Source organism: Amnibacterium sp. CER49 (assembly GCF_029846255.1).
Classification (GTDB): Bacteria; Actinomycetota; Actinomycetes; order Actinomycetales; family Microbacteriaceae; genus Amnibacterium.
Genome location: NZ_JARVWQ010000002.1, coordinates 1,075,566 through 1,100,074, shown reverse-complemented (window position 1 = coordinate 1,100,074; position 24,509 = coordinate 1,075,566). Strand labels below are relative to the sequence as shown.

Sequence of the window (24,509 nt, the reverse complement as noted above, 5' to 3'; positions counted from 1 at the left end):
AAGCGCTATGCGCACGTCGTTCACCGATCGTCTGCCGCTGTCGCGCAGCACCATCGACCGCGACGCCGTCGGCCGTGACCGGCCCGGCGCCCTCGATGCCGCCTGGGGCGACGAGGCCACGCGCGTCGTCGTGCTGAGCCGCGGCCGGGCGCTCCTCACCGCGCGCGAGCCGCACCCGGCGCTCGCGCTGCTGCCGCCGTCGGCGGTGCCGCGCCCCGACCTGCTGCTCTACCTGGGCCGCCTGCTCGAGGACGGTCCGGACGCCCCGGCCGGCACCGTCGTGCTCGCCGCGGAGCTGCCGGAGCACGCGGCGGCCGCGCTCGGCGTGCCCGACGAGCGCTGGGCCGACCTCCGGCTCGACGGCGCCGCGATGGACGCCCGCGACGCCGGTCTCTTCACCGAGGCGCTCGGGCTCGCGAACTGGCACCGCTCGCACGCGCACTCGCCGCGCTCGGGGGTGCCCACCGTGCCCGGCCGCTCCGGCTGGGTGCGCTACCCGGAGGGCTTCGACGAGGAGTCGAGCGGCGAGCACGTCTTCCCCCGCACCGACCCCGCCGTGATCGTCGGCGTGATCGACCCGGACGACCGCCTGCTGCTCGCCTCGAACGCCGCCTGGCCCGAGGGCCGCTACTCGGTCGTCGCCGGCTTCGTCGAGCCGGGGGAGTCCTTCGAGATGGCGGTGCGCCGCGAGGTGCACGAGGAGACCGGTGTCGAGGTGGCCGACATGACCTACCTCGGCTCGCAGCCGTGGCCGTTCCCCGCATCGATCATGGTCGGCTTCCGCGCCGACGCGGTCGCCGGCACCGAGCCGACGCCCGACGGCGAGGAGATCCGGCACGCCCGCTGGTTCACCCGCGACGAGCTGCGCGAGGCGCTCGGCGACGGCTCGCTGCTGCTGCCCGGCCGCACCTCGATCGCCCGGGCGATCATCGAGCAGTGGTACGGGGAGGAGCTGGAGGCGGACTGGTGAGCGACCGATGACCATGACCCCGGCCATCACCGACGCCGACGCCCTGCTCGCCGGCCTCGACGAGCAGCAGCGGCAGGTCGCCACCGCCTTGAACGGCGCGGTCTGCGTGCTCGCGGGCGCGGGCACCGGCAAGACAAGGGCGATCACGCACCGCATCGCCTACGGGGTCGCGACCGGCGTCTACCCGCCGAAGCGCGTGATGGCGCTCACGTTCACGAGCCGCGCGGCCAGCGAGCTGCGCACCCGCCTCGCCGCGCTCGGCGCCTCCGGGGTCGCGGCCCGCACGTTCCACTCCGCTGCGCTCGCGCAGCTGAACTACTTCTGGCCGCGCCTGCTCGACGCCGTCGCGCCGAGCGTGCTCGACAAGAAGGCGCGACTCGTCGCCCAGGCGGCCGAGACGCTGCACCTGCGCCTCGAGCCGGCGGCGCTGAAGGACGCGGCCGCCGAGATCGAGTTCCGCAAGACGAGCGCGCTCTCCCTCGCCGAGTACGCCGAGCGCGCCGGCGAGCGCCCGCTCCCGGACGGCGTCGACCTCGACCGCATGGTCGCGCTGCAGGAGCGCTACGAGGTGCTGAAGGACGAGCGGCGCATGATCGACTTCGAGGACGTGCTGCTCGCGACCGCCGGCATGATCACGAGCGAGCCGCAGGTCGCCACCGAGGTCCGGGAGCAGTACCGGTTCTTCACGGTCGACGAGTACCAGGACGTCTCGCCCGCCCAGCAGCTGCTCCTCGACGCGTGGCTCGGCGAGCGCTCCGACGTCTGCGTCGTCGGCGACGCGAGCCAGACCATCTACTCCTTCGCCGGCGCCCGCGCCGAGTACCTGCTGCGCTTCGGCGAGCGGCCCGGCGGGGCGACCGTCGTCCGGCTCGAGCAGAACTACCGCTCCGTCGACCAGGTGGTGCAGACGGCGAACACCCTGATGCAGGGCCGCCGGGGTGCGCTCGTCCTCTCCGCGGTGCGCCGGCCCACGGGCGCCCGGGAGCCGGCCGTGCAGCTTCGTCGCTACGCCTCCGACCTCGACGAGGCGGCGGGCATCGCCGCCGACATCTCGGCGCTGATCGCCGCCGGCACGCCCGCCTCGCAGATCGCGGTGCTGCATCGCATCAACTCGCAGTCGGCGCTGCTCGAGCAGGCCTTCGCGGACGCGAAGGTGCCCGTCCGGACCCGGGGATCGCTGCGCTTCTTCGACCAGCCGGTCGTGAAGCAGGCGCTCCTGCTGCTCCGCGGCGCGGCCGCGGCGCGGCTCGAGGAGCCGCTGTTCAAGTCGGTGAGCGACGTGCTCCGCGAGCTCGGCCACACGCACCACGCGCCGGCGGGCCCCGGGGAGCAGCGCACCCGGTGGGAGCTGCTCGACGCGCTCGCGACGCTCGTCGAGCAGGCGCCTGCCGGCGCCACGCTGCAGGACTTCGTCACGGATCTCGTCGAGCGGGCCGCCGCCCAGCACGAGCCCGCCGTGGAGGCGGTGACGCTCGCGACCCTCCATGCCGCGAAGGGCCTCGAGTGGCCGGTCGTGTTCCTGCCGGGACTCGCCGACGGCCTGCTGCCGATCTCGTACGCCACCACACCGGCGGCGATCGAGGAGGAGCGCCGCCTGCTCTACGTCGGTCTCACCCGTGCCCGCGACCGCCTGCGGCTGTCGTTCGCGGCGACCGGGGCGAACCGAGCGGGCGAGCGGCGCCCCTCCCGGTTCCTCGCGGAGCTCAGGCTGCCGTAGCGGGGAACCGGCAGGCGCACCGGCGGTGCCACGGCCGGCGCAGCCGCTGCGCGGGACCGGAGGCGCGCAGCCGCACCGCCCGGCCCTCGAGCCCGGTCGGCGTGCCCGCGGCGGCCGCGCGCAGCGCCGCCGCGACGACCCCCACGGTCTCGAGCACGAGCAGCGGCAGCGTCGCGGTCCGCGCGGGCGGCCGGGCGAGCAGCTGCCCGGCGATGGCCGGCCAGCGCGGCTCCGCGTCGAGGCGGTGCTCATCGGCGCAGCGCAGGCACGGGGTGACGCCGGGCACGACGAGCGGGCCGACGACGACCGCCTGGTCGGCGAACACGACGGGCAGGTGCGGCACGTCCTCCGCGAGCCAGCGGATCGAGCGGGCCGGCGGCAGGACGTGGTGCGCGGTGAGGAGGGCGAACCGCTGCGGCAGCGGCGGGAGCGCGGCGAGCGGCCCGAGCGCGGCCGCGAGGTCGTCCGGGCCGTCGACGAGCAGGCCGCCCCGCGCCGGCCCGGATGCCTCGAGCGCCGGCGCGACCGCGGCGAGCAGGTCGTCGACCGCGCCGGGCGGCAGGTGCCGCCGGTCGGCGAGGTCGTCGAGGTGCTCGCGGTCGGCGCCCTCGACGAGCGCGTCGACCAGCACCTCGGTGCCGGCGGTGACGTGCGGGAGCACCGCGAGCGGCGGATCCCACCCGAGCTGGAGCGAGGTGGGGGTGCGCCAGAGCGGTGGCGCCGCCGGGTCGAGCCGGAGCATGCGCGGCAGTGTGGCCGCAGCGCGCCGTCGCCGCCCGCGCTCTCCACAGGTCGCGCGCGGAGCTCAGACCGGCGGGTCGTCGTCCCCGCGGAGCAGGTCCGCGATCTCGCGGTCGACGTCGTCCTGCGGCTCGCCGCCGCCCGTGAGCCGAGCGACGAGCCGGTCCGGGTCGTCGATGTCCGCTCCCGTGGGCAGCAGGTCGGGATGCGTCCAGAGCGCGTCGCGGGCCTCGATGCCGGCCGCCTCGGTCACCCGGCGCCACATCGCCGCGGCCTCCCGCAGCCGTCTCGGCCGCAGCTCGAGGCCGACGAGCGTCGCGAACGCCTGCTCGGCGGGACCGCCGGTCGCCCGCCGGCGCCGCACGGTCTCGGCGATCGCCCCGGCACGGGGGAGCCGGGTCACCGCGTCGGCGGTGACGACGTCGACCCAGCCCTCGACGAGCGCGAGCAGGGTCTCGAGCCGCGCGAGGGCGGCGAGCTGCGCGTCGGTCTTCGGCGGGATGAGCTCGCCGGTCGAGAAGGCGTCGCGGAGCCGGTCCATGTCGGTCGGGTCGAAGCCCTCCGCGAACGACTGGATGCGCTCGACATCGACCGAGAGGTCGCGCGAGAAGTCCGCGATCGCGCTCGTCAGGTTGAGTCGCAGCCAGCGGGCGTTGCGGAACAGCCGGGCGTGGGCGAGCTCGCGCACCGCGAGGTACAGCGTCACCTGCTGCTCGTCGAGGTCGAGCCCGGCTGCGAACGCGGCGAGGTTCTGCGGCAGCAGCGCCGCCTGGCCGTCCGGCAGCAGCGGTACGCCCACGTCGCCGCCCGAGACGACCTCGGTGGCGAGGTCGCCGACGACGGCGCCGAGCTGCGCGGCGAAGATCGTGCCGCACACGCTCTTCAGCATGCGGCCCGCGTCGGGGAGGCTGCCCGCGACCTCCTCGGGCAGCTGCTCGGTGAAGACGGTGGTGAGCGACGCGGCGATCCGCTGCGCGACCGGCTCGGCGAGCTGGCTCCAGAACGGCATCGTCGCGCGGATCCACTGGGTGCGGGTCAGCGCGCGGGGCGCGTCCGGCAGGGCGCCGAAGCGGCTCGACTCGTCGAGCCAGAGGTTCGCGACGGTGAAGGCCTGGTCGACCGCTGCGGTCTGCCTGTCCGTGGCGGAGAGCGTGGCGGCGCCGGCGGCCGCGACGGCCTGCTCGGTGGCGATGTTCCAGTCGATGCCGCCGTCGGCGTGCTGCATCGCCTGCCGCAGCTGCGACATGAGGCTCTCGAGGCCGGCGGCGCCGCCCGGCACCCCCATCGCCTTCGCGAGCTCGGCGGCGTCGGGGCGCTCGCCGCCCGACAGCATGCGTCGCAGGAGCTCCTGCAGGTCCGGCTCGGACCCCTCATCCGACTGCTCGGCCATGCATCTACGCTACCGACGTGCCGCCTGGTCGGGGAACCGCTGTCCGCCGCCCCGCTCGGCGGCCGCGCGGACCGCGGGCGTGAGGGGCCGGCTCCGGCGGGTGCCGCTCCGCGCGGTGCTCGCGGTCGTCGCGCTGCTGCTCGTGCTCGTCGTGGCGTTCCTCCCGTCGCCGTACGCGATCGAGCGGCCGGGTCCGGTGTTCGACACGCTCGGCACCACGGAGATCGACGGGGTCCGCACGCCGCTCATCAGCGTGCCCGGGCGGCGCACCTATCCGACGACCGGCTCGCTCGACCTGCTCACCGTCTCGGTGCTCGGCACGCCGACCGCGGGGCCGCCGTGGCTCGATCTGCTCGCGGCGTGGGCGGACCCGGCGCAGGCCGTGGTGCCGCTCGCCGAGATCTACCCGCCGGGCCAGACGCAGCGCCAGGCCGACCGCGAGGGCGTCCAGCAGATGAGCGACTCCCAGCGCAGCGCCATCGCCGCGGCGCTCACCCACCTCGGCTACCCGGTGCGGGGCACGGTGCGGGTCGAGGAGGTCGCGCCGGGCACGGCCGCCGCCGGCGTGCTCCGTCCCGGCGACGTCGTCCGGCGCTACGCGGGTACCGACGTGCACGACGCGTGCGGGCTGCAGGACCTCGTGATCGCGCACGGCACGAGACCGGCGGCGCTGTCGCTCGAGCGCGCGGGCGCCGCCCGCACCGTGACCGTGACGCCGCGCCGCGTCTCGGCCGGCGGCATCACCCGGCCGCTGCTCGGCGTCGTCACCTCGGCCAGCTACCGCTTCCCGTTCGCGGTGCACCTGAGGATCTCGGACGTCGGCGGCCCGAGCGCCGGGATGATGTTCGCGCTCGGCATCGTCGACGAGCTGACGCCCGGGCCGCTGACCGGCGGCCGCACCATCGCCGGCACGGGCACGATCTGCGGCGACGGCACGGTCGGGCCGATCGGCGGCATCGTGCAGAAGATGGCCGCAGCCAGGCGGGCTGGCGCCACCGTCTTCCTCGCGCCCCACGGCAACTGCGACGAGGTCGCGGGGCACATCCCGGCCGGGCTCTCGGTGTACTCGGTGAAGTCCTTGAGCGGGGCCCTCGACGTGCTGAAGACCCTGACCAGCGGCCGGTCCCGCGCGGGCCTGGCGACCTGTCGTTCGTCGGTAGGCTCCTCCGGGTGACGACGCCAGCAGCAGCGCCGGCACGACGTCGACGTGCGGCTCTCGCCATCACCTTGGGCGTTGTGGTGGTCCTCCTCATCGGGTTCTTCCTCTTCGCGGGCCTCTACACCGACGTGCTCTGGTTCACCCAGCTCGGCTACCAGACCGTGCTGTTCACGGAGTGGCTGACCATCGCGTCGCTCTTCGTGGTGGGGTTCCTCGGCATGGCCGTGCCGGTCTTCGTCTCGATCCAGCTCGCCCATCGGCTGCGGCCCGTCTACGCGAAGCTCACCGCCCAGCTCGACCGCTACCAGCAGGTCATCGAGCCGCTGCGCCGGGTCGTCATGTTCGGCGTGCCCGCCGTCGTCGGCCTCTTCGCCGCGGTGTCGGCGGCGACGCGCTGGCAGCCCGTCCTGCTCTTCCTGCACGGCGGCGCGACGAACACCCAGGACAAGCAGTTCGGCATCGACACGGGCTTCTACCTCTTCCAGCTGCCCGCGCTGCACGGCCTCGCGGCCTTCGTCTCCGCGGTGCTCGTCGTCAGCTTCCTCGCCGCCGTCGCCACCGCGTACCTCTACGGCGGCATCCGCGTCACCGGCCGCGAGCTGCGGGTGTCGCGGGCCGCGCGGGCGCAGATCGCGCTCACGTTCGCGCTGTTCCTCGTCGTGCAGGCCGCGAGCCTCTTCCTGGACCAGTACACGACCCTCTACGACTCGAGCACCGGCGACCTCATCACCGGCGCCGCCTACGCCGACGCGCACGCGGTGATCCCGGGCCGGCTGATCCTCGCCGTCGTCGCCCTGATCGTCGCTGGGCTCTTCGTCTTCACCGCCTTCGCGGGGCGCTGGCGCCTGCCGGCGATCGGCATCGTGCTGCTCGTCGTCTCGGGCGTGCTCGTCGGCTCGATCTTCCCGTGGGCGATGTACAACCTCTACGTCCACCCGAACGGCGCGAGCCTCGAGAAGACGTACCTGCAGCACAACATCGACGCCACGAAGGCGGCGTACGGCGTGGGCGGCGTCCAGCAGATCCCGTACAACGCCACGACGAGCGCGCAGCCCGGGGCGCTCCGCTCCGACGCCGAGACCACGGCGAGCATCCGCATCATCGACCCGAACGTGGTCTCGCCGACGTTCGGGCAGTTCCAGCAGTTCAAGCAGTACTACCAGTTCCCCGCCGACCTCGACGTCGACCGCTACACGATCGGCGGCAAGAGCCAGGACGCGGTCGTCGCGGTGCGGGAGCTGAACCTCGACGGCCTCGGCAGCGGCAGCACGGCCTTCAACGACGCGTTCGTCTACACGCACGGCTACGGCTTCGTCGGGGCCTACGGCAACAAGCGCTCCGCCGACGGCACCCCGCAGTTCTTCGAGTCGAACATCCCCACCACGGGTGCGCTCGGCTCCTTCGAGCCCCGCGTCTACTTCGGCGAGTCCGAGCCGCCGTACTCGATCGTCGGCGCCCCGAAGGGCACGAAGCCGATCGAGATCGACTACGCCACCGGTAGCGGCGCGGGCGGCTCGCAGGCCTCGACGACCTTCACCGGCAGCGGCGGCCCGTCGGTCGGCTCGTTCTTCAACCGGCTGCTGTACGCGCTGAAGTTCCAGTCCGACCAGATCCTGCTGTCGACGAACGGGCTGAACGCGAAGTCGCAGATCCTCTACGACCGCGACCCGCTGACCCGGGTGCAGAAGGTCGCGCCGTACCTCACGCTCGACCGCAACCCGTACCCCGCGGTGGTGGGCAGGAAGCTCGTCTGGATCGTCGACGGCTACACGACGTCCTCCTACTACCCGTACTCGCAGCAGGAGAGCCTCTCGGCGGCGCTGTCGAACTCCGCGGACAGCGAGACGCCGTACGCGACCGACCAGGTGAACTACATCCGCAACTCGGTGAAGGCGACGGTCGACGCGTACACGGGCAAGGTGACGCTGTACGCGTGGGACACGCAGGACCCGGTGCTGCAGGCGTGGCAGAACGTCTTCCCGTCGACGGTGCAGCCCCTGTCGCAGATGTCGGGCGCACTCATGGCGCACGTGCGCTACCCGGAGGACCTCTTCCAGGTGCAGCGGTTCATCCTCGGCCGGTACCACGTCACCGACCCGACGGCCCTCTACCAGTCGGACGACGCCTGGCGCGTGCCCGCGGAGCCGACGCAGTCGACGTCGACGTTCCTGCAGCCGCCGTACTACCTGACGATGCAGATGCCGGGTCAGTCGTCGCCCGCGTTCACGCTGTACTCGACCTACATCCCCGCCCAGAACACCGCGAACGCGAAGGGCAACCTCACCGGGTACCTCGGGGTCGACGCGGACGCCGGCACGGCGGGCGGCACGAAGCGGCCCGACTACGGGCGGCTGCGGCTGCTCGTGCTGCCGCGCAACGGCGCGACCGTGAACGGGCCGGGCGTCGAGCAGAACCAGTTCAACGCGAACACCACCGTCTCGACCACGCTGAACCTGCTGAAGCAGGGCGGCAGCCGGGTCGACCTCGGCAACCTGCTCACCCTGCCGGTGGGCGGCGGCCTGCTCTACGTGCAGCCCGTCTACGTGAAGAGCTCGAGCGAGACCTCCTACCCGGTGCTCCAGAAGGTCATCGCCGGGTTCGGCTCGAAGGTCGCCTTCGCCGACACCCTCGACGAGGCGCTGAACACCCTGTTCGGTGGCAACTCGGGTGCGAGCGCCGGTGACACGAACGTGTCGGGCGGCGGCGGATCGTCGAGCTCCGGCTCCGGCTCCGGCTCGTCCTCGACCGGCTCGAAGGGCACGCCCGCTGCGGTGAAGCAGGCGCTCGCCGATGCCGCGAAGGCGCTGCAGGACCGCCAGAACGCCTACGCGAAGAACGACCTCGTGGGCGCCGCGCAGGCCGACCAGCGGCTGCAGCAGGACCTGCAGCGGGCCATCCAGGCCGGCGGCTGACATCCCGGCTCCTCCCGCCCGTGGTAGGCTTCAAGGGCATCGCGGGGTGGAGCAGTTCGGTAGCTCGCTGGGCTCATAACCCAGAGGTCGTAGGTTCAAATCCTGCCCCCGCAACTCGGATGCGAAGGCCCCGGACCACGGTCCGGGGCCTTCGTCGTTCCCACCCCGGCACGGGCGTCTGCACGCGGTCGGGACCTCTGCATGCGTCCCGACGGCGTACGAGGCCGGTGGGGCGCGCGTAGCGTTGCGGCGTGCCCCGCGTCGCCGTCGCCCAGTTCGCACCCGGTTCCGAGCCGGAGGCGAACGCCGGTGCCGTGGCGCGGCTCGCCGCCTCGGCGCGCGACGACGGCGCCGACCTCGTCGTGCTGCCCGAGTACAGCTCGTTCTTCGAGCCGCGGATGACGAAGCGCTTCGCCGACGCCGCGCAGCCGCTCGACGGGCCGTTCACCGCCGCCGTCGTGCAGGCCGCCGGCGAGCTCGGCATCACGATCGTCTTCGGGCTCGTCGAGCGGGGCGGTGGCGAGCGGTTCCGGAACGCCGCGGTCGCCGTCGACGGGAACGGGGTGCGGGCGGTGTACCGCAAGACCCACCTCTACGACGCGTTCGGCGCCAAGGAGAGCGACCGCGTCGAGGCGGGCGACCTCGATCAGGACGCGACGTTCGGGCTCGGCGGGCTGACGGTCGGGCTGCAGACCTGCTACGACCTGCGCTTCCCGGAGGTCACACGGCGCCTCGCCGACGCCGGCGCGCAGCTCGTGCTCGTCCCGGCCGACTGGGTGCCGGGACCGCGCAAGGTGCATCACTGGCGCACCCTCGTCACGGCCCGCGCCATCGAGAACACGCTCTACGTCGCGGCGGCCGGGCAGGTGCCGCCGAGCGGGGTCGGTACGAGCCTCGTCGTCGATCCCGCGGGGGACGCCCTGGCCGAGCTCGGCGACGCCCCGGGCACGGCGGTCGCCGACGTCGAGGAGGACGTCGTCGAAGCGGTCCGGCGGGTGAACCCCGCGCTCGCGCTGCGCCGCTACGCGGTCACGCCGCGCGGCTGACCCGCGACGAGCGCACCGAGGCGCAGGGCGGCCTCGGCGAGCACCGGCTCGCTCTTGCAGAACGCGAACCGGACGAGCGAGCGCGCGCGGTCCCGCAGGTCCGGTCCGCAGAACGCCGAGACCGGGATGCCGACCACGCCCGCGAGCCGCGGCAGCTCGCCGCAGAGCACCGCCGCGTCGTCGAAGCCGAGCGGCGCCGCGTCCGCGACCACGAAGTAGCCGGCCCTCGGCGGGGCCACCGCGAAGCCGGCGGCCTCGAGCGCGGGCACGAGCAGGTCGCGGCCGCGCTGCAGCCGCTCGGCCAGCGCCGCGAACACGGGGTCCGGCAGGCCGAGCCCGATCGCGATCGCGGGCTGGAACGGTGCGCCGTTCACGTAGGTGAGGAACTGCTTCACCGCCGTGATCGCCGAGACGAGCGGCGCCGGGGCCGTGAGCCACCCGATCTTCCAGCCCGTCGTGCTGAAGGTCTTGCCGCCGGAGGAGATCGTCACCGTGCGCTCGCGCGCGCCCGGCAGGGTCGCGACGGGCACGTGCCTCGTGCCGTCGAAGAGCAGGTGCTCGTACACCTCGTCGGTGACGACGAGCGCGTCGTGCCGCTCGGCGAGCTCCACGATCCGTTCCAGCACGGCGTGCTCGAGCACCGCGCCCGTCGGGTTGTGCGGCGTGTTCACGAGGATCACGCGCGTGCGGTCGCTGATCGCGGCGGCGAGCCGGTCCGGGTCGGGCTGGAAGTCCGGGAACTCGAGCGGGACGGTCACGTGGCGGGCCCCCGCGAGGGCGATGAGGGCGCCGTAGGCGTCGTAGTACGGCTCGAACGTCACGACCTCGTCGCCGGGCGAGACGAGCGCGAGCAGGGTCGCGGCGAGCGCCTCCGTGGCGCCCGCGGTGACGAGCACGTCCGTGTCCGGATCGACCTCGAGGCCGTACCAGTGCCGCTGGTGCGCCGCGATCGCCTGGCGCAGGGGAGCGGTCCCGCGGCCGGGCGGGTACTGGTTCAGGCCCGCGCCGATCGCCTCGCGCGCGGCGTCCAGCACCTCGGGGGGCCCGTCGTAGTCGGGGAAGCCCTGCCCGAGGTTGATCGCGCCTGTCGCGAGCGCGAGGGCGCTCATCTCGGCGAAGATGGTCGTGCCCGGAATCCCGTCGGGCCCGAGCAGGTTGGCTCCCTGCGCGGCCCTGCTCCACGGTCCCCGTACGTCCATCGCTCGACGATATCCGCCGCGCGGCGGACGAGTCGTAGGGGTGTGCAAGACGGTTCATAAGAAGCCCACAGGCCGGAGCGCGACGCTGGACCGCATCGGAAGGAGCACCATGACCGACTTCCCCGACCGGCACGACGACGACCGGCCGGCCCGCGTGGACCAGGGCCGCGAGGTCCCGGCGTCGGCGACGGAGCGCGAGGACACGCGCCCGTACGAGCGCGACGTGTTCGCGGCCGAGGAGGCGCCGGGCGCTGCGAGCGCGGCCGACGAGCCCCGCTCCGCCGCAGCGGCCCCCGCGGCCGAGGATCCGGTGGACCGCGCCGAGGGATCCGCCTTCCGCCGGTCCGACCGGCGCGGCCTGCTGCTGCCCGTCGCCGCCGTGGCCGTCGTCGCCGCGGTCCTCGGTGGTGCCGCGGGCGCCGGCATCACGGCGCTGGCGCAGCCGCACGACAGCGCCCTCACGAGCTCGACGGGCGGTTCCGCCGCCCAGAGCATCACCATCAACAACGCGAAGAGCGCCACCGTCATCTCCGCCGTCGCCGCGAAGGCCTCGCCGTCGGTCGTCACGATCTCGGTCAACGCGTCGAGCGAGTCGGGCACCGGTTCGGGCATCGTGCTCTCGTCGGACGGCTACGTGCTCACGAACAACCACGTGGTCACCCTCGACGGCGCCTCGTCGAACGGCACGATCTCGGTCACCACCTCGAACGGCCGCATCTACAGGGCCTCGATCGTCGGTACGGATCCGCTGAACGACCTCGCCGTCATCAGGCTGACCGGCGCGAGCGGCCTCACCCCCGCCTCGTTCGCCGACTCGAGCCGCTTGAACGTCGGCGACACCGCCATCGCGATCGGCGCCCCGCTCGACCTCCCGGGCACCGTCACGACCGGCATCGTCAGCGCCCTCGGACGCAGCATCAGCATCCAGTCCTCCGCGGTCCCGAACAACGGCGACGGCTCGAACGGCGGCGGCGACAACGGCCCGTTCAACTTCTGGAACTTCGGCGGCGGCTCGTCCGGCGGTAGCGGCAGCGGGACCACCTCGAGCGGCACCATCTCCCTCGCGGTGATCCAGACCGACGCGGCGATCAACCCGGGCAACTCCGGCGGCGCGCTCCTCGACGCCTCGGGGCAGGTCATCGGGGTGAACGTCGCCATCGCCTCGACGGGCTCCGGCTCGGCGACCTCGAGCCAGTCCGGCAACATCGGCGTCGGGTTCGCGATCCCCTCCGACGTCGCGAAGCGCATCGCGGGCGAGCTCATCGCGAAGAAGAAGGCCACGCACGGTCTCCTCGGCGCCTCGGTGGGCGACTCGACGCAGTCGAGCAGCAGCACCGTCGCCGGTGCGCTCGTCGAGAAGGTGACGAGCGGCGGGGCGGCGTCGTCCGCGGGGCTGCGTCAGGGCGACATCGTCACCCGGTTCAACGGCGTGCCCGTGCAGAGCGCGACCGACCTCACCGCGCAGGTCCGCGCGCTCGCCGGCGGCTCGAGCGCGCAGGTCACCTGGGTGCGCGGCGGCGAGACGAGAAGCGCGACCGTGACGCTCGGCACGTACTCCGGCTGATCCCACGCTCCCGTCGGCCCGCCGCTTCCGTTCCGGAGGCGGCGGGCCGACGTCGTTCCGCGGAGCGGCACCTTCCTAGACTCGGGTCCGTCCGGGGCGGAAGGGGACGAGCATGCTCTCGATCGGTGCGCAGGCCCGTGCGGCCCGGGCGTTCGTCGACGCCCACCTGCTGGCGACGGGCGCGCCGGTCGATGACGACCTCCGCGCACGGCTCGACCGGTACCTGCCGGTGCTGCTGCCGCTCTTCGCCGAGCTCTACGGCGCCCGCGACGACTGCCTGGACCACCTCGCCGCGCTCGTCGAGCTCACGGCGCGCAGCTGGGCCGATCGCGCGCCCGACCTGAAGGCGATCGACGTCGCCCGCGAGACGGACCCCGAGTGGTACCTGTCGAACCGCATGCTCGGCGGCGTCTGCTACGTCGACCGCTACGCGGGCGACCTCGAGGGCGTGCGCGCCCGCATCCCGTACTTCCGCGAGCTCGGCCTCACCTACCTGCACCTCATGCCCCTCTTCGAGGCGCCGGAGGGCGGGTCCGACGGCGGGTACGCGGTCTCGAGCTACCGGCGCGTGAACCCGGCCCTCGGCGACATGGACCAGCTGCGCGGGCTCGCCGCGGACCTGCGGACCGCCGGCATCTCGCTCGTCGTCGACTTCATCTTCAACCATACGAGCGACGAGCACGAGTGGGCGAGACGCGCGGCCGCGCAGGATCCCGAGTACGAGGGCTACTACTGGATCTTCCCCGACCGCACGATGCCGGACCTCTTCGAGCGGACGACGCGCGAGATCTTCCCCGACGACCATCCGGGGTCGTTCGTGCAGCTGCCGGACGGCCGGTGGATCTGGTCGACCTTCCACTCGTTCCAGTGGGACCTGAACTACTCGAACCCGGCGGTGTTCCAGGCGATGGCGGGGGAGATGCTCTTCCTCGCGAACGTCGGCGTCGACGTCCTCCGCATGGACGCGGTCGCGTTCATCTGGAAGCAGGTCGGCACCCCCTGCGAGTCGCTGCCGCAGGCGCACACCCTGCTGAAGGCCTTCAACGCCGTGTGCCGCATCGCGGCGCCGTCGCTGCTGTTCAAGTCCGAGGCGATCGTGCACCCCGACGAGGTCGTGGAGTACATCGGCCGCGACGAGTGCCAGCTGTCGTACAACCCGCTGCAGATGGCGCTCACCTGGGAGGCGCTCGCCACCCGCGACGCCCGTCTGCTGAGCCAGGCGCTCGAGCGGCGGCACGCGATCCCGGCCGGATGCGCGTGGGTCAACTACGTGCGCAGCCACGACGACATCGGCTGGACCTTCGCCGACGAGGACGCCGCCGAGCTCGGCATCGACGCCGCGGGCCACCGGCGGTTCCTCAACGCGTTCTACGTCGGGCGCTTCCCCGGCAGCTTCGCCCGCGGCGTGCCCTTCCAGGAGAACCCGCGCACCGGCGACGCGCGCGTCTCCGGCACCACCGCCTCGCTCGCCGGCCTCGAGGCCGGGGAGCCGGGGGCCGCGCAGCGCATCCTGCTGGCGCACGGCATCGCGCTCACGACGGGCGGCATCCCGCTCCTCTACCTCGGTGACGAGGTCGGCCAGCTGAACGACCTCGGCTACCTCGACGACCCGGATCTCGCGGGCGACAGCCGCTGGGTGCACCGCCCGCCGTACCCCGCCGACCGCTACGCGCACCGGACCGACCCCGACAGCGACGCCGGCACGATCTACCGCGGCATGCGCCGCATGATCGGCATCCGCCGCGACCTGCCCGAGCTCGCGGGCGGGGTGCTGGTCGGCTTCGCGACGCACAACCCGGCGGTGCTCGGCTACCAGCGCCCCGGGCGGGACGGCACCCTGCTCGTGCTCGCGAACGTCTCCGACGGGCCGCAGACGGTGGCCGCGGAGGTCTTCGCGGCGCAGCCCGCGTCGGCGACCGACCTGCTCACCGAGAGCGACGTCGCGCTCTGGACCGACGTCGAGCTCGGCCCGCTCGAGTTCCTCTGGCTCGAGGTCTGAGCCGGGCCGACGGCCTCCGCGCGGGTCAGGCGGGCGCCGCGCCCGGCTCGGGCTCGATCGCCCGGCGCCGCGGCTCGACGGTGATCTGGTCCGGGAAGGTGGGCGGCGGCGGCCCGAACGCGTCGCGCGCCGCGGCGATGATCTTCCGGCCCGCGAGGTGGTTGCCGGTGCCGCCGACGACCGCGCCGATGCCGAACGGCACGGCCCGGAGCACGATGCTCGCCCCCTGCCGCGCCGCGAAGCGGCGCACGAAGCTGCGGCGGATGCGCTGCGTCAGCCGCTTCAGCAGCTGGGCGGGCAGCCGCTTCGTGACGAGCTCGCCCCAGTAGGCAGACCGGCTCGGCCCGCTGCCGGACGCCTCGTTCGCGAACTGCTGCACGAGGGTGGCGCCCGTGTCGCCGAGCATCAGCGCCATCACGAGCGCCTTCGAGCGCTCGGGGTCCTCCACGGCGATGCCGTGCAGCTCGGCCACCGACTGGGCGAACAGCGCGCTCGCCTCGAGGAACCCGGCGGTCTCGACGCCGGAGAGCGCGATCGACGCGGCCGTGCCCACGCCGGGCAGCGCCGCCGCCGCTCCGGTCGCCGCGCCACCCGTCGTCACCGCGGCGAGGTAGCGCTGCTCGAGCACGTGCAGGATCTCCTCGGGGGGCGCCTCCGGGCGCCCGCGGCGGATCGCCCGCAGGTGGGCGAGCACGGCGGGACGCTGCACCGACAGCAGCCGGTCGAAGCCCTGCCTGGCCCAGCGCTGCCCGAGCTGGTCGTCGAGATCGGAACCCTTGCGCATGTCCGGGAGCATAGGAAGCCTCCCTTGGCTCCCGCCGACCGTGGTCGCGTCGCCGCCTTCGGGCGGCTGCGCCGGTGCTAGCGTCGGCCGGTCCCGCCGCCCCCGACCTCAGCAGGAGCCCCGTGCCGATCGCCTACTTCGCCGAGCGCCAGACCGACGTGTTCGTACCGGCGCTCGCCGCGCTGCTCGTCGCGACGGTCGCAGTGGTGCTCCCCGTCGTGTTCGCGCCGCTGCTCGCCAGGATGCGCAGCCGCCGGGCGCTCCTCGCGATCGCGGGAGCGGTCGCCGCCGTCGCGCTCGTCCTCACCGTGGTCGAGGGGGCCGCCGGCTTCGCCGCGCTCGGGGAGCAGCGCGACAGCGTGCAGCGCGACATCGCCGGCCGCTACGGCCTGACGCTCACACCGGGACAGGTCGCCAGCCTGCTCGACGGCGGCAAGGTGAAGGTCGTCTCGGCGGGTCCCGGCACCGACACCGCGGTGCGCACCCGCACGGTCGAGCTGCACGCCACGGGCACGGACGACGACTACGCCCTCGTCGAGGGCAAGCGGGGGGAGCTGCCGCAGCGCGCGTGACGCGTCGGCCCGCTCGCTACTTGCCGTAGTCGGCGGTGTACCGCTGGAAGGCCTCGTCGATGCCGCCGTCGAACTGCAGCGCGCCCTTGTCGAGGTAGAGGCCCCGGCTGCAGAACCGCTTCAGGTCGCCGTCGTTGTGCGACACGAAGAACAGCGTGCGCCCCTCGGCGAGCATCTGCTCGATGCGGGCGTAGCACTTGTTGCGGAAGGCGCGGTCACCGACAGCGAGCACCTCGTCGACGAGGAGGATCGGCTCGTCCATCCGCGACACGACCGAGAACGCCGCCCGCACCTTCATGCCGCTCGACAGGTGCTTGTAGGGGGTGTTCACGAAGTCCTTGAGCTCGGCGAACTCGATGATCTCGTCGAACTCCGCGTCGATCTGCGCCTTGCGCTTGCCGTGCAGCCCGGCCGACAGGTACACGTTGTCGCGCACGGAGAGGTCGTCGACGAAACCGCCCGTGATCTCGATGAGCGGCGCGACGCCGCGGCGCACGTTCACGGCGCCCTCGTCGGGCAGCATCACCTCGGCGACGAGCTTCAGGAGCGTCGACTTGCCCTGGCCGTTGCGGCCGACGACACCGATCGCCTCGCCCGGCTGCACGTCGAACGACACGTGCCGGAGCGCCCAGAACGTGTCGGGCGCCGCCCGCCGCTCCCGGTCGGCGAACAGGTCCTTGAAGCTGCGGCTGCGCTGCCGGTTGCGCTTGAAGCGGATGCCGACGTCCTGGACGGAGATGACCGGTGCGGCCATGTCAGATCTCCTTCAGCACGCGCGGGACGCTGCGCCGGAACACGACCGCGCCGATCGCGAAGAGGATCAGCGAGGTGATCGCCGACTGCAGCACGTACAGCCAGTCGAGCACGTCGGGGAAGAAGCAGGCCCGGTACAGCTCGAGGAAGCCGACCACCGGGTCGAGGCCGTAGAGGAAGTGCAGGACGGGGTTGCCGAACCGCAGCGAGTACAGCACGGGAGCCGCGTAGAAGAGGAGCCGGGTGACGAGCTTCACGATGCGCTCGAGGTCGCGGAGGAAGACCGACAGCGGCGCGATGATGAAGTTGAGCCCGACGGTGAGCACCACCTGCAGCACGAGGGCGAGCGGCAGGTACACCACGGTCTCGAGCACCGGGGCCTTCAGGGTGATGAGCGCGAAGAACGCGATGACCGGCAGGCTGATCAGGAACTCGATGCCCTTGCTGCAGATCTGCCGCAGCACCCAGATGCTGCGGGGGATCTTCACCGAGCGGATCAGCTTCGCCTCCTGCCGGAAGGCGCGCGTCGCGTCGGAGATGTTGCCGCTGAACCACGTCCACGGCAGCAGCGCGATGAGCATGAAGACGATGTACGGCTCCTTGCCCGCGCCGCGGTGCGGGAAGACGAAGGTGAAGACCACCCAGTAGATCGCCGCCATGAGCAGCGGGTCGATGATCGACCAGAGGTAGCCGAGGGCCGACGTCGTGTAGCGGACCTTGAGGTCCCTCGTCGTCAGCAGCCAGAGCGCGTGCCGGTACCGGCCCCAGTAGCCGGTGGGCTTCGACGGCGCCAGGGACGGGGAGGCGGTCACGGCAGCGGTCAAAGGGGTTCCGTTCGTGGCGGTCGGACGGGCCGAGGTGACGTCGAGCCGGGGGGTCGGCTCGAGGGGCGGACGATCAGGCGCTCCGCGGGGGGCCATGGTAGTCGACGGCCCTGGAGCGGCCCGGGCGCACACGCGCGGGGGTGTGGATCGTCACGGACGCGCGTCACGGACGGTTGGTAGCGTTCCGCGGGTGACCGAGCCGACCGAGGACGACGCCCGCCCCGCCGCGGCCCCGCCCGAGGCGGCCGCGCAGCCGCCCGCCGCGGCGGAGCCCGCAGCCCCGAAGCCGCGCACGGCGAAGACCCGCACGACCACGCCGCGCACGACCGCCGGCAGCCCCCGCACCACGAGGTCGCGCGCGGCCGACGGCCCGGCGTCGACGGCGAAGCCGCGCACCCCCGCGACGCCGCGCACCCCCGCCAAGCCGCGCGCGGTGCGGCCCGCCGCGGCTCAGCAGGCCTCCGAGACGGTGCGCGCGCCGAAGGGCGCGGCGCGCGGCGAGGCCGCGGAGGCGACGACCCCGCTGCCCGTCGTCGACGAGGCGGGTGCGCCCGTGCCCGCGCCCGACGAGACGCGCGCCGAGACCCTGCACGCGCCCGCCTCCCCGGCACCCGAGGCCCCGTCCGGCGCGGACGGCACCACCGAGCTCCTGCCGGCACCGGCTGTCGCGCAGCCTGCGCAGGCCGCGCAGGCCGCGCAGGCCGAGCAGCCCGAGCAGGCCGAGCAGGCCGACTCCGCCCCGTCCGCCGACGGCACCACCGAGCTGCTGCCGCAGGTCGCCCCCGACGCCGACCGCACCCTGCTGCTCCCGGCCGTGCGACCGGCCGCGGAGCCGACGCCGGAGCCTGCCGCCGCGGTCGCCGAGCCGGCGGTCCTCGAGCCCGCCGCGCCCGAAGCCGCCGAGGTCGCCCCGGTTCGTCAGCCCCTCGCCGAGCGCTTCCGCTCGCAGCCGGTGCTGCAGATCCACGGCCTCACGAAGCGCTTCGGCGACAGCGTCGCCGTCGACCGCATCGACCTCGTCGTCCAGCCCGGCTCGTTCTACGGCATCGTCGGCCCGAACGGCGCCGGCAAGACCACCACGCTCTCCATGGTCACGGGCCTGCTCCGGCCCGACACGGGCAGCGTGCAGGTGCACGGCATCGACGTGTGGCGCGAGCCCGAGCGCGCCAAGCGCGCCATCGGCGTGCTGCCCGACGCGCTGCGGCTCTTCGACCGGCTCTCGGGCGCGCAGCTGCTGCACTACTCCGGGGTGCTCCGCGGCCTCGACGCCGCCACCGTGAAGCGCCGCACGGCCGACCTCGTCGCCGCGTTCGGGCTCGAGGACGCGACCGGGCGCCTGGTGGCCGACTACTCCGCGGGCATGACGAAGAAGATCGCGCTCGCCTGCTCGATGATCCACTCGCCGCGCCTGCTCGTGCTCGACGAGCCGTTCGAGTCGGTCGACCCCGTCTCGGCGGCGAACATCGTCGAGATCCTGCAGCACTACGTCGCGGCGGGCGGCACCGTCGTGCTGTCGAGCCACGGCATGGACTTCATCCAGCGGGTCTGCGACCACGTCGCGATCATCATCGCGGGCAAGGTGCTCGCGGCGGGCACGACCGACGAGGTGCGCGGCGAGCAGACGCTCGAGGAGCGGTTCGTGCAGCTCGCGGGCGGCCGCAAGGCGACGGAGGGGCTCGAGTGGTTGCACAGTTTCTCCGACTGAAGCTGCAGCTCACCGCCAACCTGTTCCGCCGCAACCCGTGGCAGGTCGTCGGCATCGTGATCGGTCTCCTCTACGGCATGAGCATCACCGTGCTCGCGGTGCTCGCGCTCGTGGGTCTCCGCTTCGCGCCCGTCGCCGTCTCGGCGCCGATCGTCGTGATCGGCGGCTCGCTCACGACGCTCGGGTTCCTCGTCGTGCCGCTGCTGCTCGGGGTCGACGACACCCTCGATCCGCGGCGGTTCGCCCTGTTCGGCCTCGACCGGCGACGGCTCGCGCTGTCGCTCGGCGTCGCGGCGCTCGCCGGGATCCCCGCGCTCGTGATCGCCCTCGTGGCGCTCGCCGCGGTCGTCACCTGGTCGTCGTCGCCGGCGGCCGCCTTCGTCGCGCTGCTCTGCGCACCGGTCACCGTCGTGCTCTGCACGCTGCTCGCGCGCATCAGCGCAGCCGCGGCCGGGCTCCTGCTCAACACGCGCCGCTCCCGCGAGGCGATCACCGCGATCGTCGTGGTCGGCGTGGTGCTCGTCTCGCCCGTGATCCTCGTGCTCGGCAACCTCCGCTACGGCGCCGCGGGGGCGCACGGCGCCGCCGTGCTCGCCACGGTGCTCGGCTGGACGCCGCTCGGCGCCTCCTGGGCGGCCCCTGCGACCATCGCGGCCGGCGACGCCGCCGGGCTGCTGCAGCTGCTCGAGGCGCTCGTCGTCGTCGGCCTGCTCTGGCTCGCCTGGGAGGCGCTCGTCGCCCGCACGCTCGTCACGCCCGCCCGCCGCGGCCGCGCGCAGGAGTTCGCGGGCCTCGGCTGGTTCGGGCGCCTGCCGGCGACACCGCTCGGCGCGGTCGCCGCCCGCAGCCTCACGTACTGGGCGCGCGATGTCCGCTACCGCGTCGGTGTGCTCGTCGTGCCGCTGACGCCCGTGGTCGTGCTGCTCGTGCTCGGGTTCGTCGGGGTCCCCGCGAAGGCCCTCGCACTGCTGCCGGTGCCGATCGTCGCCCTGTTCCTCGGCTGGCTCTCGCACAACGACATCGCCTACGACAGCACCGCGATCTGGCTGCACGTCGCCGCCGGCGTCCGCGGCCGCGACGACCGGCTGGGGCGCCTCGTACCGGTGATCGTCGTCGGCGGTCCGCTCCTCGTCGCGGGCTCGATCGTCTGCGCGCTGCTCTACGGCGACGCGACGGCGGCGTTCGGGCTGATCGGCGTCGGCGGCGGGCTGTTCCTCACCGGTCTCGGCCTCGGCTCCGTCACCTCCGCGCGCCTGCCGTACCCGGTGCCGCAGCCCGGCGCGTCCCCGTTCCAGCAGCCGAACAGCTCCGCCGGCGTCGCCGCGGCGGTGCAGTCGCTGCTGTTCCTCGGCCAGCTGGTGCCGGTGATCCCCGCCATCGTGCTCGCCGCGCTCGGACTCGCGGGTGGGGGCGACGGATGGTTCGTCGCCTCGTGCGTCGTGGGCCTCGCGGCAGGCGGCGTCGTGCTCGGCTTCGGGCTGCACCTCGGCGCGCGCGTCTTCGAGCACCGCGGGCCCGAGATCCTCGCCGCCGCCCTGCGCGCCTGACGGGCGCCGCCTCGGGCCGGCCCGGGCCTAGGCTTCCGTGCATGCCTCGCGACTCCACGACGGACCCGACCGGCGGCACCTCGACGCTCGACCGCGAGCTCGAGCAGCTGCTCAACGACGAGCAGGTCGAGGACGGCGACCACGACCGCTTCGCGCACTACGTGCAGAAGGAGAAGATCGTCGAGTCCGCCGTCACCGGCAAGCCGGTGCGGGCGCTCTGCGGCAAGGTCTGGGTGCCGGGTCGCGACCCCCAGAAGTTCCCGATCTGCCCGGACTGCAAGAAGATCTACGACCGCCTGCAGGACTGACGTCGGATCCGGCCGGGCGTCTCAGGGGCCGGCGACCACGACGGTCGGCAGCGCGGGATCGCCCCGCGACAGCCGCGTCGCCTCCGGAGGCAGCTCGGCGACGGCCACGGCGTGGTGGCGCCGCGCGGCGAGCGCACCCGACGGGCCGAGCGCCTCGGGGTCCGGCACGCCGTCGGTGACGAGCCGCGCGACGAGCGGCCGCCCGTCCGGCACGTCCGGCTGCTCGGCCGCGACGACGACGCGCTCCTCGCTCGCACGGCCGCCCTCGCCGAGCATCCGGAACGCCCACTTCCTGCCGCCGGTGCCGGCCTTCTCGGCGGAGCGCTTCGCGACGCTCACGAGCGTGCCGTCCTCGTCCTCGCGCGCGACGAGCTTGTAGACGAGGCCGGCGGCGGGATGCCCGGAGCCGGTGACGAGCGCCGTGCCGACGCCGTACGAGTCGACCGGCATCGCGCCGAGCGTGGCGATCGCGTACTCGTCGAGGTCGTTCGTCACGACGATGCGAGTGCCCGTCGCTCCGAGCGAGTCGAGCAGGCGCCGCACCTCGCGGACGACGACGGTCAGGTCGCCGGAGTCGATGCGCACCGCCCCGAGGCCGGTGCCGCCGGCCTCGATCGCGTGCCGCACCCCCTGCTCGATGTCGTAGGTGTCGACGAGCAGGGTGGTGCCGGTGCCCATCGCCGCGATCTGCGAGGCGAACGCCGCCCGCTCGTCGTCGTGCAGCAGCGTGAACGCGTGCGCGGCCGTGCCGGTCGTCGGCACGCCCCAGCGTCGCCCCGCCTCGAGGTTCGAGGTGGCGGCGAAGCCCGTGATCCAGGCCGCGCGGGCGGCGGCGACCGCGGCGTCCTCGTTGGTCCGGCGCGAGCCCATCTCGACGAGCGGGCGACCCGCCGCCGCGGAGACCATGCGGGCGGCCGCGGTCGCGACCGCGCTGTCGGCGTTCAGCACAGAGAGCAGCAGGGTCTCGAGCAGCACCGCCTCGGCGAACGTGCCCTCGACCGTGAGCAGGGGCGACCCGGGGAAGTACAGCTCGCCCTCGCGGTAGCCGCTGATCGTGCCCGAGAAGCGGTAGGCGGCGAGCCAGTCCAGGGTGCCCCGGCTGACGACGCCGGCCTCGTCGAGCCAGGCGAGCTCGTCGTCGCCGAAGCGGAACCGCTCGATCTCCTCGAGCACGCGGCCGACGCCGGCGAGCACCCCGTAGCGGCGGCCGCCGGGCAGACGGCGCCCGAAGACCTCGAAGACGCTCCGCCGCAGCGCCGTGCCGTCGGCGAGGGCGGCGTCGAGCATCGTGAGCTCGTAGCGGTCGGTGAGCAGCGCGGTACTCGTCACGGGCGGTAAGCCTAGGGATCGGCCCTGCGCCGAAGTCCCGTGATCGGGGGCTGGGGGAGCGGGACGCGCCGCCCGTAGCCTCCTTGGAACGCCGCGCTCCCCACGCGGCGTCCGGACGCGGCCACCCACTCGCGCTCGGTCGCCCCTGCCCGGAAGGTCCCCGACCCGATGACCCCGCCGACGGTCGCCCTCGCGCACGCCGCCTCCCCGCTCCCCGCCCACGCCTTCGAGCTCTCCGACTGGATCCCCGCCGGGGTCGTCGCCGTCGTGCTCATCGCCCTCGCCGTCGCGCTCGTCACCGTGTCGCGGCAGCACTCGCGCGACACCGACTGAGCGTGCCCTCCAGGGCGCCCTGCGGGCGCCCTGGCGCCGCGGGCTAGGCTCGACGGTCGTGAACGATGCGCCGCTCGGGGTCTTCGACTCCGGTGTCGGCGGCCTCACCGTCGCCCGCGCGATCCTCGACCAGCTGCCGAACGAGGCGGTGCTCTACGTCGGCGACACCGCCCACTCCCCGTACGGGCCGAAGCCGCTCGCCGACGTCCGGGCGTACGCGCTCGCGGTCATGGACGACCTCGTCGCCCAGGGCGTGAAGCTGCTCGTGATCGCCTGCAACACCGCCTCCGCCGCCGTCTTCCGCGACGCCCGCGAGCGGTTCACGCACGGCGCGGGCATCCCCGTCGTGGAGGTCGTGCTGCCCGCGGTCCGCGCCGCGGCTCGCGCCACGAGGAACAACCGCATCGGCGTCATCGGCACGGTCGGCACGGTGAACTCGCGCGCGTACGTCGACGCCTTCGTCGCGAACCCCGCGATCGAGGTCGTGCAGGCCGCCTGCCCCCGCTTCGTCGAGTTCGTCGAGGCCGGCATCACGAGCGGCCCCGAGCTGTTCGCGGTCGCCGAGGAGTACCTCGCGCCGCTGAAGGCCGAGGGCGTCGACACCGTGCTGCTCGGCTGCACCCACTACCCGCTGCTCTCCGGCGCGATCCGCCGCGTGATGGGGCCGGGCGTCCGCCTCGTCTCGAGCGCGGAGGAGACCGCGAACGACGTCTACCAGGAGCTCGTCGAGCACGACCTCCTCCGCACCGCGACGACCCGGCCCCGGCACGTGTTCGAGGCCACGGGGGAGAGCGCGACGCCCTTCCTCGCGCTCGCGAGGCGCTTCCTCGGACCCGAGGTGCCCGACGTCGACCTCGTCCAGACCGGGGCCATCCCGATCCAAGCCCTCCGGAGGAACCGATGACCGAACGCCGCGACGGCCGTGCCCCCGACGAGCTGCGCCCCGTCACCATCGAGCGCGGCTGGAGCAGCCAGGCGGAGGGCAGCGCCCTCATCTCGTTCGGGGGCACGAAGGTGCTCTGCACCGCCTCGTTCACGAACGGCGTGCCCCGCTGGCTGCAGGGCAAGGGCCGCGGCTGGGTGACCGCCGAGTACGCCATGCTGCCGCGCGCGACGAACGAGCGCACCGACCGCGAGAGCGTGAAGGGCCGCATCGGCGGTCGCACGCACGAGATCTCCCGGCTGATCGGTCGCGCCCTGCGGGCCGTGGTCGACACGAAGGCGCTCGGCGAGAACACCGTGGTGCTCGACTGCGACGTGCTGCAGGCCGACGGCGGCACCCGCACCGCGGCGATCACGGGCGCGTACGTGGCGCTCGCCGACGCGATCGAGTGGGCGCGCGAGAAGCGCTTCGTCGGCCAGCGCTCGCGGCCGCTGCTCGACTCGGTCGCCGCCGTCTCGGTCGGCATCATCGACGGCACCCCGATGCTCGACCTCGCCTACACCGAGGACGTGCGCGCCGAGACCGACATGAACGTCGTCGCCACCGGGCGCGGCCTCTTCGTCGAGGTGCAGGGCACGGCCGAGGGGGCGCCCTTCGACCGCGGCGAGCTCGACCGCCTGCTCGACCTGGCGCTCGGCGGCACCGCGACGCTCGCCGCGCTGCAGCGCGAGGTGCTCGGCGTCGCCGAGCCCGTCGTGCCCGGCGAGGCGTGAT

General features: G+C 73.8%; 21 protein-coding genes and 1 tRNA gene. 15 read left to right on the top strand and 7 right to left on the bottom strand.

All coding sequences use genetic code 11. The annotated features are described in order from the left end of the window. The first annotated feature begins 7 nt into the window (after window positions 1-7). Both nudC and QDR37_RS15270 read left to right on the top strand, forming a co-directional pair. Window positions 8-970 (top strand): NAD(+) diphosphatase, encoded by a 963-nt coding sequence (nudC, locus tag QDR37_RS15275; RefSeq protein WP_279714635.1) that lies wholly within the window; start codon window positions 8-10, stop codon window positions 968-970. Window positions 971-983: 13 nt separating this feature from the next. Next, window positions 984-2,687, top strand: a complete 1,704-nt coding sequence (locus tag QDR37_RS15270) for an ATP-dependent helicase (protein ID WP_279714891.1) — start codon at window positions 984-986, stop codon at window positions 2,685-2,687. Here QDR37_RS15270 and QDR37_RS15265 read toward each other — a convergent pair. Beyond that, complete coding sequence (locus QDR37_RS15265; RefSeq protein WP_279714634.1) at window positions 2,674-3,429, bottom strand: hypothetical protein; 756 nt, start codon at window positions 3,427-3,429, stop codon at window positions 2,674-2,676. The two genes, QDR37_RS15270 and QDR37_RS15265, sit on opposite strands and share 14 nt — an antisense overlap. Before the next feature lie 63 nt (window positions 3,430-3,492). Next, window positions 3,493-4,818 carry a zinc-dependent metalloprotease gene (locus QDR37_RS15260; RefSeq protein ID WP_279714633.1) on the bottom strand — a complete coding sequence of 442 codons (1,326 nt, stop codon included), beginning with the start codon at window positions 4,816-4,818 and terminating at the stop codon, window positions 3,493-3,495. A gap of 79 nt (window positions 4,819-4,897) precedes the next feature. Here QDR37_RS15260 and QDR37_RS15255 point away from each other — a divergent pair, with 79 nt between their 5' ends. The 4 genes from QDR37_RS15255 (at window position 4,898) to QDR37_RS15240 (ending at window position 9,935) form a co-directional block, all read left to right on the top strand. Next, entirely contained in the window at window positions 4,898-5,992 is a 1,095-nt protein-coding gene (locus tag QDR37_RS15255) for a S16 family serine protease (RefSeq protein WP_279714632.1), read from the top strand. After that, window positions 5,989-8,889, top strand: coding sequence for a UPF0182 family protein (locus tag QDR37_RS15250; protein ID WP_279714631.1), 2,901 nt, complete (start codon window positions 5,989-5,991; stop codon window positions 8,887-8,889). Before QDR37_RS15255 ends, QDR37_RS15250 begins: the two co-directional genes overlap by 4 nt. Window positions 8,890-8,929: 40 nt before the next feature. Further along, window positions 8,930-9,003 (top strand) — tRNA-Met (locus QDR37_RS15245). A 137-nt stretch (window positions 9,004-9,140) separates the two neighbouring features. Further along, window positions 9,141-9,935, top strand: coding sequence for a carbon-nitrogen hydrolase family protein (locus tag QDR37_RS15240; RefSeq protein WP_279714630.1), 795 nt, complete (start codon window positions 9,141-9,143; stop codon window positions 9,933-9,935). Here the strand turns inward: QDR37_RS15240 and QDR37_RS15235 are convergent. Next, window positions 9,911-11,134 (bottom strand): aminotransferase class I/II-fold pyridoxal phosphate-dependent enzyme, encoded by a 1,224-nt coding sequence (locus QDR37_RS15235; RefSeq protein WP_279714629.1) that lies wholly within the window; start codon window positions 11,132-11,134, stop codon window positions 9,911-9,913. The genes QDR37_RS15240 and QDR37_RS15235 overlap by 25 nt on opposite strands. A gap of 109 nt (window positions 11,135-11,243) precedes the next feature. Between QDR37_RS15235 and QDR37_RS15230 the strand changes: the two genes are divergently transcribed. Together QDR37_RS15230 and QDR37_RS15225 are read left to right on the top strand one after the other, a co-directional pair. Further along, the gene (locus QDR37_RS15230) at window positions 11,244-12,698 is read left to right on the top strand and encodes a trypsin-like peptidase domain-containing protein (protein ID WP_279714628.1); all 1,455 of its coding nucleotides are present in this window, start codon (window positions 11,244-11,246) and stop codon (window positions 12,696-12,698) included. 112 nt (window positions 12,699-12,810) lie between these two features. After that, complete coding sequence (locus QDR37_RS15225) at window positions 12,811-14,697, top strand: amylosucrase (protein WP_279714627.1); 1,887 nt, start codon at window positions 12,811-12,813, stop codon at window positions 14,695-14,697. Between the two features lie 25 nt (window positions 14,698-14,722). Here the strand turns inward: QDR37_RS15225 and QDR37_RS15220 are convergent, their stop codons facing one another. Further along, window positions 14,723-15,481: a hypothetical protein gene (locus tag QDR37_RS15220; protein ID WP_279714626.1), complete on the bottom strand. Its 759-nt coding sequence runs from the start codon at window positions 15,479-15,481 to the stop codon at window positions 14,723-14,725. 122 nt (window positions 15,482-15,603) lie between these two features. Here QDR37_RS15220 and QDR37_RS15215 point away from each other — a divergent pair, with 122 nt between their 5' ends. Then, complete coding sequence (locus tag QDR37_RS15215) at window positions 15,604-16,053, top strand: hypothetical protein (RefSeq protein WP_279714625.1); 450 nt, start codon at window positions 15,604-15,606, stop codon at window positions 16,051-16,053. Between the two features lie 16 nt (window positions 16,054-16,069). Here QDR37_RS15215 and QDR37_RS15210 read toward each other — a convergent pair whose 3' ends face one another. Next, complete coding sequence (locus tag QDR37_RS15210; protein ID WP_279714624.1) at window positions 16,070-16,807, bottom strand: ABC transporter ATP-binding protein; 738 nt, start codon at window positions 16,805-16,807, stop codon at window positions 16,070-16,072. A 1-nt stretch (window position 16,808) separates the two neighbouring features. Further along, window positions 16,809-17,618, bottom strand: coding sequence for an ABC transporter permease (locus tag QDR37_RS15205; RefSeq protein ID WP_279714623.1), 810 nt, complete (start codon window positions 17,616-17,618; stop codon window positions 16,809-16,811). Between the two features lie 202 nt (window positions 17,619-17,820). Here QDR37_RS15205 and QDR37_RS15200 point away from each other — a divergent pair, with 202 nt between their 5' ends. Genes QDR37_RS15200 through QDR37_RS15190 form a run of 3 tightly spaced genes read left to right on the top strand, consistent with a single transcriptional unit; the run spans window position 17,821 to window position 21,190 of the window. Beyond that, window positions 17,821-19,335: an ABC transporter ATP-binding protein gene (locus tag QDR37_RS15200; RefSeq protein ID WP_279714622.1), complete on the top strand. Its 1,515-nt coding sequence runs from the start codon at window positions 17,821-17,823 to the stop codon at window positions 19,333-19,335. Beyond that, entirely contained in the window at window positions 19,311-20,882 is a 1,572-nt protein-coding gene (locus QDR37_RS15195; RefSeq protein WP_279714621.1) for an ABC transporter permease, read from the top strand. The genes QDR37_RS15200 and QDR37_RS15195 overlap by 25 nt, the downstream gene beginning before the upstream one ends. 41 nt (window positions 20,883-20,923) lie before the next feature. Next, complete coding sequence (locus QDR37_RS15190) at window positions 20,924-21,190, top strand: DUF3039 domain-containing protein (RefSeq protein WP_279714620.1); 267 nt, start codon at window positions 20,924-20,926, stop codon at window positions 21,188-21,190. A 21-nt stretch (window positions 21,191-21,211) separates the two neighbouring features. On the opposite strand, the gene QDR37_RS15185 is transcribed toward QDR37_RS15190, so the two are convergent. Continuing rightward, window positions 21,212-22,519, bottom strand: coding sequence for a nicotinate phosphoribosyltransferase (locus tag QDR37_RS15185; protein ID WP_279714619.1), 1,308 nt, complete (start codon window positions 22,517-22,519; stop codon window positions 21,212-21,214). Between the two features lie 168 nt (window positions 22,520-22,687). On the opposite strand from QDR37_RS15185, the gene QDR37_RS15180 reads away from it, so the two are divergent. Genes QDR37_RS15180 through rph form a run of 3 tightly spaced genes read left to right on the top strand, consistent with a single transcriptional unit; the run spans window position 22,688 to window position 24,508 of the window. Next, entirely contained in the window at window positions 22,688-22,852 is a 165-nt protein-coding gene (locus QDR37_RS15180) for a hypothetical protein (protein WP_279714618.1), read from the top strand. Between the two features lie 58 nt (window positions 22,853-22,910). Further along, the gene (gene murI, locus QDR37_RS15175) at window positions 22,911-23,756 is read left to right on the top strand and encodes a glutamate racemase (RefSeq protein WP_279714617.1); all 846 of its coding nucleotides are present in this window, start codon (window positions 22,911-22,913) and stop codon (window positions 23,754-23,756) included. After that, the gene (gene rph / locus QDR37_RS15170) at window positions 23,753-24,508 is read left to right on the top strand and encodes a ribonuclease PH (RefSeq protein WP_279714616.1); all 756 of its coding nucleotides are present in this window, start codon (window positions 23,753-23,755) and stop codon (window positions 24,506-24,508) included. The genes murI and rph overlap by 4 nt, the downstream gene beginning before the upstream one ends. Window position 24,509: the final 1 nt, after the last annotated feature.

Bases quoted from the DNA above. Each gene is read 5' to 3' on its own strand.
- QDR37_RS15180 (WP_279714618.1), top strand. From the start codon at position 22,688: ATGACCCCGCCGACGGTCGCCCTCGCGCACGCCGCCTCCCCGCTCCCC.
- nudC (WP_279714635.1), top strand. From the start codon at position 8: ATGCGCACGTCGTTCACCGATCGTCTGCCGCTGTCGCGCAGCACCATC.
- QDR37_RS15220 (WP_279714626.1), bottom strand. From the start codon at position 15,481: ATGCGCAAGGGTTCCGATCTCGACGACCAGCTCGGGCAGCGCTGGGCC.
- QDR37_RS15270 (WP_279714891.1), top strand. From the start codon at position 984: ATGACCCCGGCCATCACCGACGCCGACGCCCTGCTCGCCGGCCTCGAC.
- QDR37_RS15265 (WP_279714634.1), bottom strand. From the start codon at position 3,429: ATGCTCCGGCTCGACCCGGCGGCGCCACCGCTCTGGCGCACCCCCACC.
- QDR37_RS15190 (WP_279714620.1), top strand. From the start codon at position 20,924: ATGCCTCGCGACTCCACGACGGACCCGACCGGCGGCACCTCGACGCTC.
- rph (WP_279714616.1), top strand. From the start codon at position 23,753: ATGACCGAACGCCGCGACGGCCGTGCCCCCGACGAGCTGCGCCCCGTC.
- QDR37_RS15230 (WP_279714628.1), top strand. From the start codon at position 11,244: ATGACCGACTTCCCCGACCGGCACGACGACGACCGGCCGGCCCGCGTG.
- QDR37_RS15260 (WP_279714633.1), bottom strand. From the start codon at position 4,818: ATGGCCGAGCAGTCGGATGAGGGGTCCGAGCCGGACCTGCAGGAGCTC.
- QDR37_RS15235 (WP_279714629.1), bottom strand. From the start codon at position 11,134: ATGGACGTACGGGGACCGTGGAGCAGGGCCGCGCAGGGAGCCAACCTG.
- QDR37_RS15210 (WP_279714624.1), bottom strand. From the start codon at position 16,807: ATGGCCGCACCGGTCATCTCCGTCCAGGACGTCGGCATCCGCTTCAAG.
- QDR37_RS15225 (WP_279714627.1), top strand. From the start codon at position 12,811: ATGCTCTCGATCGGTGCGCAGGCCCGTGCGGCCCGGGCGTTCGTCGAC.